Consider the following 14,212-nt stretch of genomic DNA (forward strand, 5'->3'; position numbering starts at 1 on the left):
GCGCCGGACACCGGTACGGGCAGCGGGGCGGCCCGGCATGGCAGGGATACGGGCGCGCGGGTGCGCGCGCACAGCGGCCCCGCACGCCATGGCCCCGGCGAAGGACGTGACCGTCAGGGCGCGCGTGCGTCAGGCCGCGAGGGTGAGCGAGTCGGCCCGCGTCGCGGGCGATCCGGCTCCCACGGGCGGCGGCCCGCGCCGGTGCACGGAGTGCTGGAGCGTGAGGGAGCGCGGCGCCAGCTCGTCACGTGGCGCCTCGAACAGGACGTGTTCGGGTGCGTCGGGCAGCAGCTCGGCGTGCAGCGCCCGCACATAGGCGAAGGCCGCACGCAGCGCGCGTGCTGCCACCCTCTCGTCGGCTGCCGCAGCGACCTCGGCCGAGAGCCGCACCAGCCGCCACAGCGCCGCCTCGCCCCTGCGCAGCAGCCAGCCGAGCAGCACAGCGGCGGCCAGGTGGCCCAGGAGCATGGCGGGATCGAGCATCCCGAGCGCGGCGTGTGCGGCACCGCGCAAGCAGTCGAACGGGGTGTCGGGGAACGGGATTCCGGCGCCGCCCCCGTGCGCGTGCCCCGCGTGGGCCCCCGCGCCGCCCGCCGACGCCGCGGCTTCGGGGGAGAGCCCGGCCCGCGTGACGACACGGTGCGCCTCGGCCTCGGACATGCCCATGGCGCTGTCGTTGCACAGCAGCTTCCTGGCCATCGACATCGCACCGGACTCGGACCCCTGGGCCGGCATCCCGGCCGCGGCGGCACCGCCCGCCGTGTGCGCCTGGCCGCTGGAGAAGAGGATGTGCAGCGCGAGCTGGCCGGAGGCCAGGAGCGCCGCGATGCCGGGAAGCGAGCGTTCCCGCCCGGCGAGCAGCAGCGCCAGCCCGAACACGCAGATGAATCCGAGAGCCAGCGGGCCGAACGGAACCGAGGCGCCGGCGGCGAAGATGTGCCCGGCAGCGGACACGGTGACACAGACCGCGGCGAACACCGCGGCCCGCAGCAGTCTCAGGTCCGCACCGGCAGTCATGGCGGCGTCATCCTCTCACCCGCCGCGCCTGCGGCCTACGGCAGGGCCACTCCGCTCCACGGCCGCACCATCCCCTCCCTAGCCGCGCTGTGGGGGCGCGCCCTGCACGTGCGCGGCCCTTCGCGCATCCGCCGTACGGGGGTCATCGGCACGGCACCGCGTAGTGCCGCTCGGCCGAGGCAATACGTAACCCGTGTGTCGAGCCGCATGGAGGGTGAGCATGAGCAGCCTGTGGTGGTCTCTCCGGCTACGGCGCGAAGCCGCCAGTGTGCCGCTCGCGCGGCGCCTGCTGCTGGGCTCGATGGAGTCGGCGGGGGTGGACCCGGAGATCGCCTTCGAGCTGTCCCTCGCGCTGTCGGAGGCGTGCGCCAACGCCGTCGAGCACGGCAGAGAGACCGGCGGCCGGGTCACCGGTGTCGGCGCCTACCGCGTATCGGCGTATCTGGACGGCAACCGGTGCCGTATCGAGGTTGCGGACACGGGCCCGGGGTTCCCCGAGGGTTCCGGGCCGCCGTGCGGTGTGTCCGAGGCGGAGAACGGGCGGGGTCTCTTCCTGATCGAATCCCTCGCCGACCACGTACGGTTCCGCAACCGGCCTGGCCGCAGAGGAGCCGTCGTCACCTTCGACAAGCTCCTCGACCGCGACGAACAGACCCTGCTGACAGCCTCTTGAGCGCGCCGACGGCCCCTTGAGCGCGCCGATGCCTCCTGACCGCCGACCGCCTCCCCGGCCGCGGCTCCTCGCGCTCCGCTCCCCGGGCCGTGCCTAGCCGCGCGCTGTGGCCTCGGCCTCTTCCCGTTCCGTCCGCGGCCCCGCGACATCCCTGTAGCGCAGCAGCAGCATCGCCGCGTCGTCGTGCAGCGGCGAGCGCACATGCTCCTCGATGTCCTGCCGCACGGCCTCCAGCGCGCCGTCGGGATCGGAGTCCTTGAGCAGGTGGGCGCGCTGGTCCAGCGGATAGAAGTGGTTGTCGGCGTCCCGCGCCTCGGTGACGCCGTCGGTGTAGAAGAGCAGCTGGTCGCCCGGCGCGAAGGGCACCTGGTGCGGCCGGGGCGGCTCGCTGCCGTGCAGCCCGAGGCCCAGCGGCAGGCAGCGCTCAGGCGGTTCGGCGAACTGGACGCTGCCGTCACTCCGTACCGCCAGCGGTGCCGGGTGCCCGAAGTTGAGCAGCGTGGCGCCCTCGCCCCTGCCGCCCGCGGCCTCCCGCACCTCGACCATGACGGCCGTCACGAACTTCTCCCCCAGCAGATGCCGGTCCAGCGCCCGCTCCAGGCGGTCCCCGACGGCCAGCAGATCGGGCTCGTCGTACGCGGCCTCACGGAAGGCGCCGAGCACGACGGCCGCGGTCTCCACGGCCTCAAGTCCCTTGCCCTGTACGTCACCCACGATGATCCGCACCCCGTGCGGTGAGGTGACCACCTCGTACAGATCGCCGCCGATACGGGCCTCGGCCACCGCCGACGTGTACGAGACAGCGACCCGCAGCCGTCCCGCGCTGCGCGGCACGGGGCGCAGCAGCACCCGCTGGGCCGCCTCGGCGATGGAGCGGACGTTCGCGAGTTCGGCCTCGCGCTTCTGGCGCATCGCGGTCGCGAGCAGCGCGGCGACCGAGACACCGGCCACCGAGATCAGCGTCGCGTTGCCGCGCCGTTCCCCGAGCTGTCCGTTGTAGGCGCTCAGCGCGATGGACAGCGCCAGCGCGAGGGCGCCGACGAGTGCCGTGCGCCGCTTGCCGCCCGAGAGCCCCGCGAAAGCGGGCCCCAGCGCCATCATCGGCAGCAGCCCGATCCCGGGGCCGCCCGTCATGTCGACCGCGCCGACGACGGCCATGGCGAGGAAGGGGAACGCGGACAGCAGTCCGGTCCTCAGCCTGGAGACCAAAGCGCGCTCTCTTCCTTGTCGGTGACAGGCTCCAGCTGGCTGTGTCGATTACGCCGTCTCCGGGCCTCGCCTCGTGGTCGCGATATTACGGTCCCGGCAGGGCGGCCCCGGGCCCGAATCCACGGGCCCGGGGCCGCCATGCCGCCGATCATGCCTTGAGCTTGGCCATCCAGGTCTCGACATCGCCGCTCGAACGGGGCAGCCCCGCAGACATGTTCCTGTTGCCGTCCTCGGTGACCAGGATGTCGTCCTCGATACGGACACCGATGCCGCGGTACTCCTCCGGCACGGTCAGGTCGTCGGCCTGGAAGTACAGCCCCGGCTCGACGGTCAGGCACATACCGGGCTCCAGCGTGCCCTCGGCGTACGTCTCACGCCGCGCGACGGCGCAGTCGTGCACGTCCATGCCGAGCATGTGACCCGTACCGTGCAGCGTCCACCGGCGCTGCAGTCCCAGCTCCAGCACCCGGTCGACCGGGCCCTCGACCAGGCCCCACTCGACGAGCTTGGTGGCCAGCACGCGCTGGGCCGCCTCGTGGAAGTCGAGGTACTTCCCGCCGGGCCGTACGGCCGCGATGCCCGCCTCCTGCGCCTCGTACACCGCGTCGTAGATCCGGCGCTGCACCTCGGTGAAGCGGCCGTTGACCGGGAGGGTGCGGGTGACATCCGCCGTGTAGAGGGTGTGCGTCTCCACGCCGGCGTCCAGCAGCAGCAGTTCGCCGGCGCGCACGGCACCGTCGTTGCGCATCCAGTGCAGCGTGGTGGCGTGCGGACCGGCCGCGCAGATCGAGCCGTAGCCCACGTCGTTGCCCTCGACGCGTGCACGCAGGAAGAACGTTCCCTCGATGTACCGCTCGGAGGTCGCCTCGGCCTTGTCCAGGGAACGGACGACGTCCTCGAAGCCGCGCACGGTCGAGTCGACGGCCTTCTGCAGCTCGCCGGTCTCGAAGCCGTCCTTGACGAGCCGCATCTCGGAGAGGAAGCCGGTCAGCTCCTCGTCGCGCTCCGCCGTCACCTTGTCCTTGAGCGCCGCCTCGATCCCCGCGTCGTGCCCGCGCACCACGCGCACCGGGCCTGTGCCCTTGCGCAGGGTGTCGGCCACCGTGCGGACATCGGCGCAGGGCAGACCGTAGAGCTTCTCGCTCTCGGTGAGGCTGTGCCGCCGTCCGACCCACAGCTCGCCCTGGCCGTCGAGCCAGAACTCGCCGTTCTCACGGTCGGAGCGGGGGAGGAGGTAGAGCGTGGCCGTGTGGCCTCCGGCCCCCGGACCCTCGCCGGGGTCCAGTACGAGAACGCCGTCCTCGGTCTGGTTACCGGTGAGGTAGGCGTACTCGACGGAGGACCTGAAGGGGTACTCCGTGTCGTTGGAACGCGTCTTGAGGTTCCCCGCGGGGATCACCAGACGCTCACCGGGGAAGCGTGCCGAGAGCTTCGAACGGCGCTCGGCGGTCTGCGCCGCCTGCGCGACCGGCTCCAGGCCCTGCAGCTCGGTGTCGGCCCAGCCCGACTTCATGCTGGCGGCCAGCTCGTCGGAGACGCCCGCGTACAGGCCGTTCTTCCGCTGCTTGATCGGCTGCTCCTCAGCGGCGTCTGCCACGTCTGCCTCCTCTATGACGGATAAAACCACCTTCCATCGTATGGGCGGCACGCGGCTGGTCCAGGGCTGTGGAGATGTGACCTTCAGCCCCTCGGAGCCCGGGAACTCGGGGGCGAGCGGCTCGCGGGTGCCCGTCGCGCCACCGTCAGAAGCGGGCAGCCAGCACGACGACGTCCTCGGGGTGGTCGCGGTCGTCGGCCAGCGGCCCCGGAAGAACGGTGCGCAGCACGTGCTCGACCAGCAGCTCGGGGTCCTCGTGTGCGGCACGGGGCGCCCCCGCCGCCGCCGTTCGCAGCCGCGCGAAGGCCCTGTCCATGGAGTCGCCCGTGCGGTGCAGCAGCCCGTCGGTGTAACACAGCAAGGTCTCGCCCTCGCTGAGAGTCACCTCCGCGCTGGGCGCCTCCCAGCACGCCAGCATGCCCAGCGGAGCGGAGAGCGCCGTCTCCACAGGCTCCACGCGCCGGGGGCCGACGATCAGCGGGGGGCAGTGCCCCGCGCCGGCCAGCAGGATCTTGCGCCCCGCAGGTTCCGCGTAGGCGAAGAGCGCGGTGGCCGAGCGCGCCGGCTCGGTCAGCCGCAGCAGCAGTTCCAGATCGGAGAGCACGGCGACGGGGTCCTCGCCCTCCATCACCGCGTAGGCGCGCAGCGAGGCACGCAGCCGCCCCATCGCGGCGACCACCGCGGGACCGCTGCCGGTGACACCGCCGACCGCGAGGCCGAGCGCGCGCTCGGGCAGCGGCAGCGCGTCGTACCAGTCGCCGCCCCCGCGTGGCCCCGTGCGGTGCCGCACGGCGAGGGTGACGCCGGCGACGCGGGGCAGGGAGCTGGGCAGCAGTTCCTCGCGCAGCGTGGCCATCTCGCCGCGCGTACGGGCGAGTTCGCCGAGCCGCGCCGCGTGCTCGGTGGCATGCCGCAGATAGCTCCCGAGGAGCCTGCGCTGCCGCGCCGTGGGCTCGGTCGGCTCGTCGTAGAGCCACACGGCGGCGCCGAGCCGGGTGCCGTTGTCCGTGGTGAGGGGCACGGCGTAGCTGGCCGCGTAACCGATACGGGCGGCGACCTCGCGGTGCCGGGGCGCCAGGTCCTCGTCCGTCGCGATGTCGGGGCAGGCGATCCCTTCGGCGGGGTCCTCGCACGGACGCGCCGCGGCGCCGGCCCCCTCGCCGTCCCCGGCAGCCCCGCAGTCGAGGACGCGGGTGTACGCGGCAGAGGAACGCGGCACCGTCTCGATCTGGCCCAGGTCCGCACGCTCCAGGCCAAGGCCGATGGTGCGCTCGGAGGCCGGCCCCACCGCGCCGCCCGCACCGAGCCCGGCGCCGGGCGCAGCCGGGTCGAGCGCGATCAGCCCGCGGCGCGCGCCGAGCAGGGAGGCACCGGCGCGGAGGGTCTCGCGGAGTGCGGAGTCGAGGGCTTCGGTGCGCACGACCGCGGTGGTGAGTTCGTGCAGGGAGGCCAGGTCGGAGATCCGGTCGCTGTCCGTGCCCCGTTCCTCAGGGGCCCGTTCGGAGCCCGGCGCGCGGTCGGCCGGTGCGGCCCCGGAAGCGGAGGGGGGAGTCTGAGAGGGAGGAGAGATCGCCGGTTGGATTCCAGCCACTTTCGGAAGGCGCGGAGAGGTCATGAGCACCGGCTTACGCTGCACTTGAACTGGCCCAATAGCATCGCAAACCCCCATGTCATGCTGCTCCGCTATCAATGCAACTACATGTACACATACTGGTGACTCGATGTCCAGCACTGTCTGGACGCCGCCGATGATGTCCGGGTGGCCGGGCGCTTTCACGGGGGCAGGCCGGGGCTGCTGGAGATTGGCCCAAAACCGCTCACGTGACATGCATATTGCTGTCGACTGAGGCCATTCGGCAGCGTCGTGCCGATGGCGATCCGGCTGCCGCGGGTACGGAACCCTGTGGGGAGACTCGGCGTCCTAGGTAGCAGCGGGCCCGCCCCGCCCTCCTCTTGGCGGGATTGCACCAGCAGCACAGGCGCAGTACGAGCGGATTACGAGCAGTTCTCAGCAAGTAACGAGCAAGTACGAGCAGCACCGGCACAGGTGGCAGTCCTCAGCAACAAGCGCCAGGCGCGCGCCACCCCCCGCCATGTTCCACGCCCCACCCGCGGCATGATGCGCTGTTCTGTACGCACGGTCACCATAGAAACACGCGGCGTGTTGGGCTAGATGTCGGACGACACGGTCAGTTGGCGTTTACGGAAAGGAACGAGCGCATATGCGCGAGATCCTCGGAAGGCGACGCTCCCTCTGGGCCTGGGTGCAGCTGCCGGGCCGTAGGTTCTGGGCAAAGCCCGGACGGTACCCGCACAGGTCACCGCTGCGGAACGCGGCGCTCATCGCCGCGACCGAGTGGCGATGGCCGGTGGTGCCGGGCGCGGCCCTCAGCACTCCCGGCTCCAGGCGCCCGCCCAAACAGGCGCAGTCGGGAGGCACACCCGCGCTCTGCTCCTGCCCGGACCCGGACTGCGTGGTGCCGGGTGCACACCCCTTCGACCCCGTCCTGCTGGCGGCCACGAAGGACCCGGCCATGATCCGCTGGTGGTGGACCAACAGGCCGGAGGCGCCGGTCGTGCTGGCCACCGGCGGCGACTCGCCCTGCGCGCTGAGCCTCCCGGCCGTCGCCGGTGCCCGAGCACTGGCCGTTTTCGACGCGACGGGCGTACGCGTCGGCCCCGTGGTCGCGACACCCACCCGCTTCTCGTTCCTGGTCGCGCCGTACGCCATGGAGGAGCTGGGCGATCTGCTGTACGCGCAGGACCACGTGCCCAGTTCGCTGCGCTTCCACCAGAGCGGGGGCTACGTCGCGCTGCCGCCCTCGTCCACGGGCGCGGGCAAGGTCCGCTGGGAACGCCGGCCCGACTGCGGCACGGGCGGCCCCGGTGAGCGGGAGCGCCCCTGGCTGCCCCGTATGGAGAGCCTGATCGACGTCCTCATCGAGGAGAGCGCCGCGAGTCCGGACACCGGAAGCAGGCTGGCGTACTGAGGTGTACGGCACGCCGCACCGAGGTACGCGGTGTGCCGTATCGGAAGCACGGTGTGCTGCCGTGCTGAGGCGCGCGCGGCATGCGCTCCCGGGGTGCGCGGTGTGCGGCCCCGCACGCCGCGTCGCGCCTCACTCGTACGGGTTGGGCCCGGCCGGACTTGTACGGGAAACGGGCGGCCGATCCACGTCAGCATGTCCTTCCCCCGGATAGGTTCGCCCCATCGGCCCGGCCCCGTCCGTGCCCCCCTTCCGCACCTCCCCGCATCTCCCGCGCCTCACCACCCCATGCCGCTCTCCAGTCCCAGGTGGGTCCTCTCATGCACCAGCCGCAGCAGCGCGCGTCCCGACTCCGTGTGATCGCGCTGGCCAGTACGGTCGCGCTCGCCGTCGCGCTTCCGCTCGCGGCAGCGGTGGCCGGAGAGGACGCGCGCCTCGCGGCCGAGGCGAAGGCCGCACGCGAACCCCACCCGCCCAAGCACGCTGTGACACCGGGTGCGGCACCCTCGCACTCCGGGGAGCGGGCACACAGGGAGCGAAGCCGGGAGGAACAGGCCGGGCCGGAGGCGTGGGACGACAAGTCCCTTGCGCGGCTTGGCGTTCCCCAGGTGACCGGCGCGGCAGGCAGCTCCCGTCCCTCTTCGTCCTGCGGGCCGGAAATCACCTCCCCCGAAGGGGTGGAGGCACAGACCTGCGTCTTGACCGAGGGGCGGGACACCTGGGCGAGGACGTACTACAGGAACGCGACCAACAGCCGGCTCGGCGTCGTACTCACGCTGATGCGCCCCGACGGACGCACGACACAGGTGCGCTGTCCGGTGCCCGCAGCCGACGAACCCGGGGTGTGCGAGACGCCGCGCCATACGGCGCGGTGGACGGGCGGGGCCGAGAAGGCGGGCGGTGCGAAGCCGTACGCCGCCGTGGCGGAGGTCGCGTCGGCTGACGGCGAACGTCTGCTGCTGCGCGCGGGCAGCAACTCACCGAAGAACAACGGGAGTTAGGGCGGGCATCGGCAGGCGGTGCCTCGGCTCTCCGCCGTCGCGCACTGCCGGATCCGCACATGGAAGAACCCGGTCGCTGGCGACGGGGGATGCACCAGCGACCGGGCACCTAGAACGGTAACAAGAGATCCGCGGTTCGCAAATTCGATCGCCCAGATCCGGACGCCGATTTACCTACGAGTACCGGGAGTTGACGAGGCGGTGTGACATGAGTCACCGGCACGGTTTCTCCGCAGGATCACCGCGAAAACTCCCGACGGGCCCTAGCTGAGCGTGATCTGACGGTTGGTGAGACCGTTGCGCGCCTTGCGCTCCTCCGGAGTCAGCGGCGCCGTCGCGGCCAGTGCTTCCGCAAGCCGCTCGGCGAAGGCGGCGGCGGGCTTCTCGCAGTCCTCCGAGGTCATGCCCTCGGGCAGGTCCCATACGGGCACCGTCAGACCATGCGCCCTGAAGGAGCCGACCAGTCGCGAACTTTCGGTAGCCGATCCTCCGGAAAGCTCACCCAGCGTGGAGGTACCAGCTGCGTGCAGTCGCGCGAGCGCGTCGAGCAGCCGCTCCTCGGGGTGCGTCATCACCCACCGCAGATGGTTCTTCTCCGGTGCCGCGCACCAGTAGGCGCCCTCTACCCCCGTCAACCTGGCCGTCGGGATGGCGGCTGAATTGGCACGCTCCAACGAGGCGGCGACCTCACCGGCCGGCTGCTCAGCACCGTCCAGCCAGAACTCGAACCCGCTGTGCACCTCCGGCTCGAACGGCGCCTCAAGGTCCAGCAGATCCTGGAGCCGCGGCCCGTCAGGCCCTGGGCGGCCCGTGTCGACGGGCGTCCCGGGCGGCGCGGTCAGCGCGCGCTGGAGCGTGTCGGCCAGGTCCCGGCTCAGGTCGCCCGAAGCGGTGTCGTTCTGAAGGCCGATGAGCACCTCGCCGTTGTCACGCCGCAGCGCCGGCCACGCCATCGGCAGCACCGTCGCGAGCGTCACGGAGGGCACGTCGTCGGGCAGCCCGTCCTTGAGCGTCAGCCGTACGGTCGCCGCCGGGACGAGTTCGCGCAGGGCGACCCAGTCGCTCTCGCGGGGAAGCCCTTCGAAGGGGCGGCGCACCAGTTCGGTCACCGCGTGCGAGGCGGCGCGGCCGTGGCACGCCTTGTACCGGCGGCCCGAGCCGCAGGGGCACGGCTGCCGGGCGCCCACGACCGGGTAGTCGCCGCCGCTCTCCTGTGCTCCCTTGGCGCCGGCGGGCCCGGCGGCGGCTGTCTGGGGTCGGCGCTTCTTTGCCATGGCGAGCGGTTCTCCCGGTGTGCGGCGGTGTGCTGAGAGCCGCGATCCTAGTCGCTGCCCCGGACACACCGCTGCCCGCGCTCCGGCATGGAGAGCGCGGGCAGCGCGCAGGTTGGGCGCGGCCCTTGCCGCCGCGACATGTGCCGTGCGCCCGTGAGGCGTACGGCGTCCCTTGTAGTGACGCGGCGGGTCCATGGGCCGTACGGCACACCCGTAGTGACGCGGTATCCGCAAGCTGACGGTCTGCCCGCAGTGCTACGGCGACCGGGTAGCCGTGCGGCTACCCGGATACGGCCCCGAACACGACGTCCCGGCGGCACACGGCTGCATCGACGGCGTACGGCTGCGCGAACCCGTCGGCCACGGGAGTCGCACCAACTCGTCGAGGTACGGCTACGCCGACTCGTCCAGGGACGCCAACCCAAGGTCCAGGCTCGCGGCGATCCTGTCGCTGAAGGCACTGCTGGGTGGCAGCACCGCCCAGACGGTCACTCCATGCGTCCCGCCTCTGGGCCCGTCGAGTTCGGACCGTACGCCCCAGTCGCGGGCCAGCGCCGTGATGATGGAGAGCCCTCTGCCGCCGCGTGCGGTGACGGAGGGGGTGGCCGGAAGCGGCCTGGTCGGGCCACCGCCGTCCGTGACCGAAATGGTCAGCTCACCTTGCGCGTCCCTGCTCCAGGACGCTCTGACGACAGGCTGTGTGCCGTTGCCCGCCGAACCGTTCAATGGACGCGCATGACGGCACGCATTGCTGAGTAGTTCCGAAAGGATCAAAATCGCATCGTCGACGACCGGATCGGGCGCACCACTCGCGAAGAGTTCTTCGCGCATCCTGCGCCTCGCCGCCCCCACGCCCGCTGGCCCATGGGGCACGGCCATGGTCGACGAAGTAGGCACCTCTTGTGCCACCACCAACGCCACCCCCGAGACCTCCTTTGCCCCACGCCACGGGATGAATGCCCCGAGCGAGTGCAACGGAAACCGGCCACTTCTTCTCTCTTGACGCACTCGTGCGTCTCCTCTAAGCGGCGAATGCGCCGGTGCACTCCAGGGAAGTGCCGCAAGAACAGGGATATTTGGGGTTGCGAACGGGGCAAGAGCACCAGCTATGCCGATACGGCCTGGAAACGGGCACTGCTTCAGCTCAGTTGGGAGAGAACCTGCTGGGGACGGTTGGTGATGATCGCGTCCACCCCGAGCCGTACGCACAGTTCGACGTCTTCCGGTTCGTCGACCGTCCACACGTGCACCTGGTTTCCCGCGCGGTGTGCGCGTGCCACGTACTCCGGATGTGCCCGCAGGATGCGGACGCTGGGCCCTGCGACGCGTACGCCCGGTGGCAGTCGTCCGTCCCTGTGGCGAGGCAGCAGGAGCTGCATCAGGTAGACGGTCGGAATCTCCGGTGCAGCGGCGCGCACGCGCTGAAGGGAGCGCGGGGAGAAGCTCATGATGCGTACGGGCGTCGGCAGCCGGTAGCGGTCCAGCAGCTCCAGCAGCCGCGTCTCGACCTGGTCGGCCCAGCGCGTCGGATGCTTGGTCTCGATCGCCAGCTCGACGGGGCGCGGTGCGTCCGCGACGAGTTGAAGGAGCCGTTCGAGCGTGAGCACCGAGGTGCGTTCGGGGTCGCCCGTGTCCTTGTCGGTGTCCCTGTCGGGTGACTCGAAGGGGTCGGCGTGCCGGTTCTTCCAGGAGCCGAAGTCGAGGGCGGCCAGGTCGGCCAGTTCCAGCGCGGAGACGGCACCGCGGCCGTTGGAGGTCCGGTTGACCCTGCGGTCGTGCACACAGACGAGATGTCCGTCGGCCGTGAGCCGCACATCACACTCCAGCCCGTCGGCGCCCTCCTCGATGGCCCGGCGGTAGGCCGCAAGTGTGTGTTCCGGCACCTCCATGGAAGCGCCTCGGTGTGCGATGACGGAAAGCGGGCGGGCGAGACGGCGGCGCGACCCGACGTCGGTCTCTGGGCTCACCGGGTTATCGTGCCACCGGGTGCGGTGGTCACGGTGCGCAGGGCTCTGCGGCCAGTTTTCCGACGCCGGGGCTTGCGGACGGTGTTGTGGTGCCGGGCTCTGGCGGTGGTTCTCGTGGCGGTCCTGGGCACTGCGCTCCTGTACTGGGTTCGGGCACGGGCACCGGATGCCGGCGTCGGTGTCCGGCGGCAGGCTCCTGGGGGCGATACGCCCCGTTCGCACTGCCGTTCCGCTGTCGAGGGGCGACTCGGGTGAGCCGCGCCTAGTGTGGGGCTTGTGATCACGAAGTGGTGCGAGTGAGACGTGTGAGTGGGCCGTGAGTGAGACGTCGGCCGGGCGTAAGCATCGCCCGGTGCTCGGGGTGCGTCGGCTTACGCCCGTCTGACACGTCATGGGAAAAGCTGTCTGTGGATACCCGAATATGTGACCGCCCATCCCTGCGATGTCGTGTACCTGATGAGGAGTGAGCTGTGAGCACCGAGAACGAGGGCGCTGCCGTGACGCCTGCGGCGGGGCCGAACCCCACGCCCCCGGCGCCGGCGGACGCCCCGTCGACCGGCGCCCCGACGAGCGGCGAGGACGGCGACTTCTCGCTGGCCTCCCCGGCCTCTTCTGCTTCTTCCACTTCCGCTTCGTCCGCCTCCGCCCCGGGCTCTTCCGGCCCGCCCGCCGAAGCGTCCGAGGGCGGTACGCGGGATGAGCCCGCGCCGCAGGACGCCGCAGTGACCGGAACGGGCGGACCGGAGCACACAACCGCCATGCAGGAGACTCCGGCCGGCGCGGGCGGCGTGCCCCGCCACCCGTCGGCCCCCTCTGCGCCCACCGAGCCTCCCGCGGCGCCCGACAGTCACGCGGACGCCCCGACCGAGCCGTCCGGCGCGGGCAGCGCACTGCCCGGCACCGAGCCGACGGTGACGGAGACCGTGCAGTCGGCCGCCCAACCGCCGCCCCCCGGCGCACCCGGTGGCTCCGGTGGCTCAGCTGGGCAGGGCGGCTGGGGTTACAGCGGCGCTGACGCGCCGCCGCCTCCCCCGTACGGCGGTGGTCACGGCGGACAGGGCGGACCCATGGGCCCCGGCAGTGGCGGTTTCCCCCCGCCGCACGACCCGTGGGGGATGCCGCCCGGGCCTCCTGAGCCACGCAAGAAGCGGCGTACCGGCCTGCTCGTCGCCGTCGTCGTCACCGCGATCGTCGCCGGCGGCATCAGTGGCGGGGTCAGCTTCTGGGCCGCCGACCGGGGCGCCAACGGTGACAGCACAACGATCACGTCGTCCTCGAACCCCAAGACGCTGAACCGTTCGCCCAAGTCCGTCGCCGGGATAGCGGCCAAGGCGCTGCCCAGCGTCGTGACCATCCAGTCCTCGGGCGGCGGCGAGGAGGGCACGGGCACGGGCTTCGTCTACGACAAGCAGGGCCACATCCTCACCAACAACCACGTGGTCGCCAACGGCGCGCGCGGCGGCAAGCTCACCGCCACGTTCTCCGACGGCAAGAAGTACGACGCCCAGGTCGTCGGTGAGGCCCAGGGCTACGACATCGCCGTCCTCAAGCTCACCAACGCGGACGACCGCAAGCTCGACCCCCTGCCGCTCGCCAAGTCCGGCGACGTGGCGGTCGGCGACGCGACCATCGCGATCGGCGCCCCGTTCGGCCTGTCCGGCACGGTCACCACCGGCATCGTCAGCGCCAAGAACCGCCCCGTCGCCTCCAGCGACGGGCAGGGCGCCAGCGCCTCGTACATGAGCGCGCTGCAGACCGACGCATCCATCAACCCGGGTAACTCCGGCGGCCCCCTGCTCAACGCCGAGGGCGCCGTCATCGGCGTCAACTCCGCCATCCAGTCCGGCGGTGGAGGCGGCGGCGAGATGGGCCAGGGCCAGTCCGGCAGCGTCGGCCTCGGCTTCGCGATCCCGGTCAACCAGGCCAAGCGCGTCGCGACCCAGCTGATCAAGACGGGTCAGCCGGTCTACCCCGTGATCGGCGCCACCGTCGAGATGGGCGGCAACGGCAACGGTGCCACCATCTCCCGCACCGGCGAGAGCGGCACCGAACCCGTCACCTCCGGCGGCCCCGCCGACAAGGCCGGCCTCAAGTCCGGCGACATCATCACCAAGTTCGACGACACGGTCATCGACAGCGGCCCCACCCTGATCGGCACGATCTGGACCCACAGCCCCGGCGAAAAGGTCAAGGTCACCTACCAGCGCGACGGCAAGGAGCACACGGTCGACGTCACCCTCGGCTCCCGCAAGGGCGACCAGTAACGACACGCTAGGCTTGTCCCCGCGTCGTTCCGCACGACGCGGGGAGGTGTGCCCGAGCGGCCGAAGGGAACGGTCTTGAAAACCGTCGAGGCAGCGATGTCTCCGTGGGTTCAAATCCCACCGCCTCCGCAGAGGTATAGAACGTGCAGGTCAGAGGGTGTTCCCCCGAATCGGGGGGACACCCTCTGTGCTTGCCTGTTTCACCCTGGCTCGCCGGTGTCCC

General features: G+C 71.6%; 11 protein-coding genes and 1 tRNA gene. 5 read left to right on the forward strand and 7 right to left on the reverse strand.

Features of this window, described 5'->3' with window-relative positions:
- Positions 1-129: 129 nt before the first annotated feature.
- Complete coding sequence (locus NMN56_RS30380) at positions 130-1,017, reverse strand: hypothetical protein (RefSeq protein WP_274042999.1); 888 nt, start codon at positions 1,015-1,017, stop codon at positions 130-132.
- Between the two features lie 220 nt (positions 1,018-1,237).
- Here NMN56_RS30380 and NMN56_RS30385 point away from each other — a divergent pair, with 220 nt between their 5' ends.
- On the forward strand, positions 1,238-1,690 hold the full coding sequence (locus NMN56_RS30385) for an ATP-binding protein (RefSeq protein ID WP_274043001.1): 453 nt from the start codon (positions 1,238-1,240) through the stop codon (positions 1,688-1,690).
- 93 nt (positions 1,691-1,783) lie between these two features.
- Here the strand turns inward: NMN56_RS30385 and NMN56_RS30390 are convergent, their stop codons facing one another.
- From NMN56_RS30390 to NMN56_RS30400, 3 genes are all read right to left on the reverse strand, one after another.
- Positions 1,784-2,848, reverse strand: a complete 1,065-nt coding sequence (locus tag NMN56_RS30390) for a PP2C family protein-serine/threonine phosphatase (RefSeq protein ID WP_274043120.1) — start codon at positions 2,846-2,848, stop codon at positions 1,784-1,786.
- A gap of 199 nt (positions 2,849-3,047) precedes the next feature.
- Positions 3,048-4,496 (reverse strand): aminopeptidase P family protein, encoded by a 1,449-nt coding sequence (locus NMN56_RS30395; RefSeq protein ID WP_274043003.1) that lies wholly within the window; start codon positions 4,494-4,496, stop codon positions 3,048-3,050.
- A 145-nt stretch (positions 4,497-4,641) separates the two neighbouring features.
- Positions 4,642-6,165 (reverse strand): PP2C family protein-serine/threonine phosphatase, encoded by a 1,524-nt coding sequence (locus tag NMN56_RS30400; protein WP_430542747.1) that lies wholly within the window; start codon positions 6,163-6,165, stop codon positions 4,642-4,644.
- A gap of 553 nt (positions 6,166-6,718) precedes the next feature.
- Between NMN56_RS30400 and NMN56_RS30405 the strand changes: the two genes are divergently transcribed.
- Positions 6,719-7,486: a bifunctional DNA primase/polymerase gene (locus NMN56_RS30405; RefSeq protein WP_274043005.1), complete on the forward strand. Its 768-nt coding sequence runs from the start codon at positions 6,719-6,721 to the stop codon at positions 7,484-7,486.
- Positions 7,487-7,803: 317 nt separating this feature from the next.
- Positions 7,804-8,484, forward strand: coding sequence for a hypothetical protein (locus tag NMN56_RS30410; RefSeq protein ID WP_274043007.1), 681 nt, complete (start codon positions 7,804-7,806; stop codon positions 8,482-8,484).
- Positions 8,485-8,747: 263 nt separating this feature from the next.
- Here NMN56_RS30410 and NMN56_RS30415 read toward each other — a convergent pair whose 3' ends face one another.
- From NMN56_RS30415 to NMN56_RS30425, 3 genes are all read right to left on the reverse strand, one after another.
- Positions 8,748-9,758, reverse strand: a complete 1,011-nt coding sequence (locus NMN56_RS30415; protein ID WP_274043009.1) for a DUF5926 family protein — start codon at positions 9,756-9,758, stop codon at positions 8,748-8,750.
- A gap of 393 nt (positions 9,759-10,151) precedes the next feature.
- Positions 10,152-10,679 carry an ATP-binding protein gene (locus NMN56_RS30420; protein ID WP_347178686.1) on the reverse strand — a complete coding sequence of 176 codons (528 nt, stop codon included), beginning with the start codon at positions 10,677-10,679 and terminating at the stop codon, positions 10,152-10,154.
- A 218-nt stretch (positions 10,680-10,897) separates the two neighbouring features.
- Positions 10,898-11,725: a glycerophosphodiester phosphodiesterase gene (locus NMN56_RS30425; protein WP_274043013.1), complete on the reverse strand. Its 828-nt coding sequence runs from the start codon at positions 11,723-11,725 to the stop codon at positions 10,898-10,900.
- Between the two features lie 758 nt (positions 11,726-12,483).
- On the opposite strand from NMN56_RS30425, the gene NMN56_RS30430 reads away from it, so the two are divergent.
- Together NMN56_RS30430 and NMN56_RS30435 are read left to right on the forward strand one after the other, a co-directional pair.
- Positions 12,484-13,989 carry a S1C family serine protease gene (locus NMN56_RS30430; protein ID WP_430542748.1) on the forward strand — a complete coding sequence of 502 codons (1,506 nt, stop codon included), beginning with the start codon at positions 12,484-12,486 and terminating at the stop codon, positions 13,987-13,989.
- 42 nt (positions 13,990-14,031) lie between these two features.
- Positions 14,032-14,118: transfer RNA gene (locus NMN56_RS30435), tRNA-Ser, on the forward strand.
- The last annotated feature ends 94 nt before the right edge of the window (positions 14,119-14,212 follow it).

The organism is Streptomyces iconiensis, assembly GCF_028657195.3.
GTDB classification, from domain to species: domain Bacteria; phylum Actinomycetota; class Actinomycetes; order Streptomycetales; family Streptomycetaceae; genus Streptomyces; species Streptomyces iconiensis.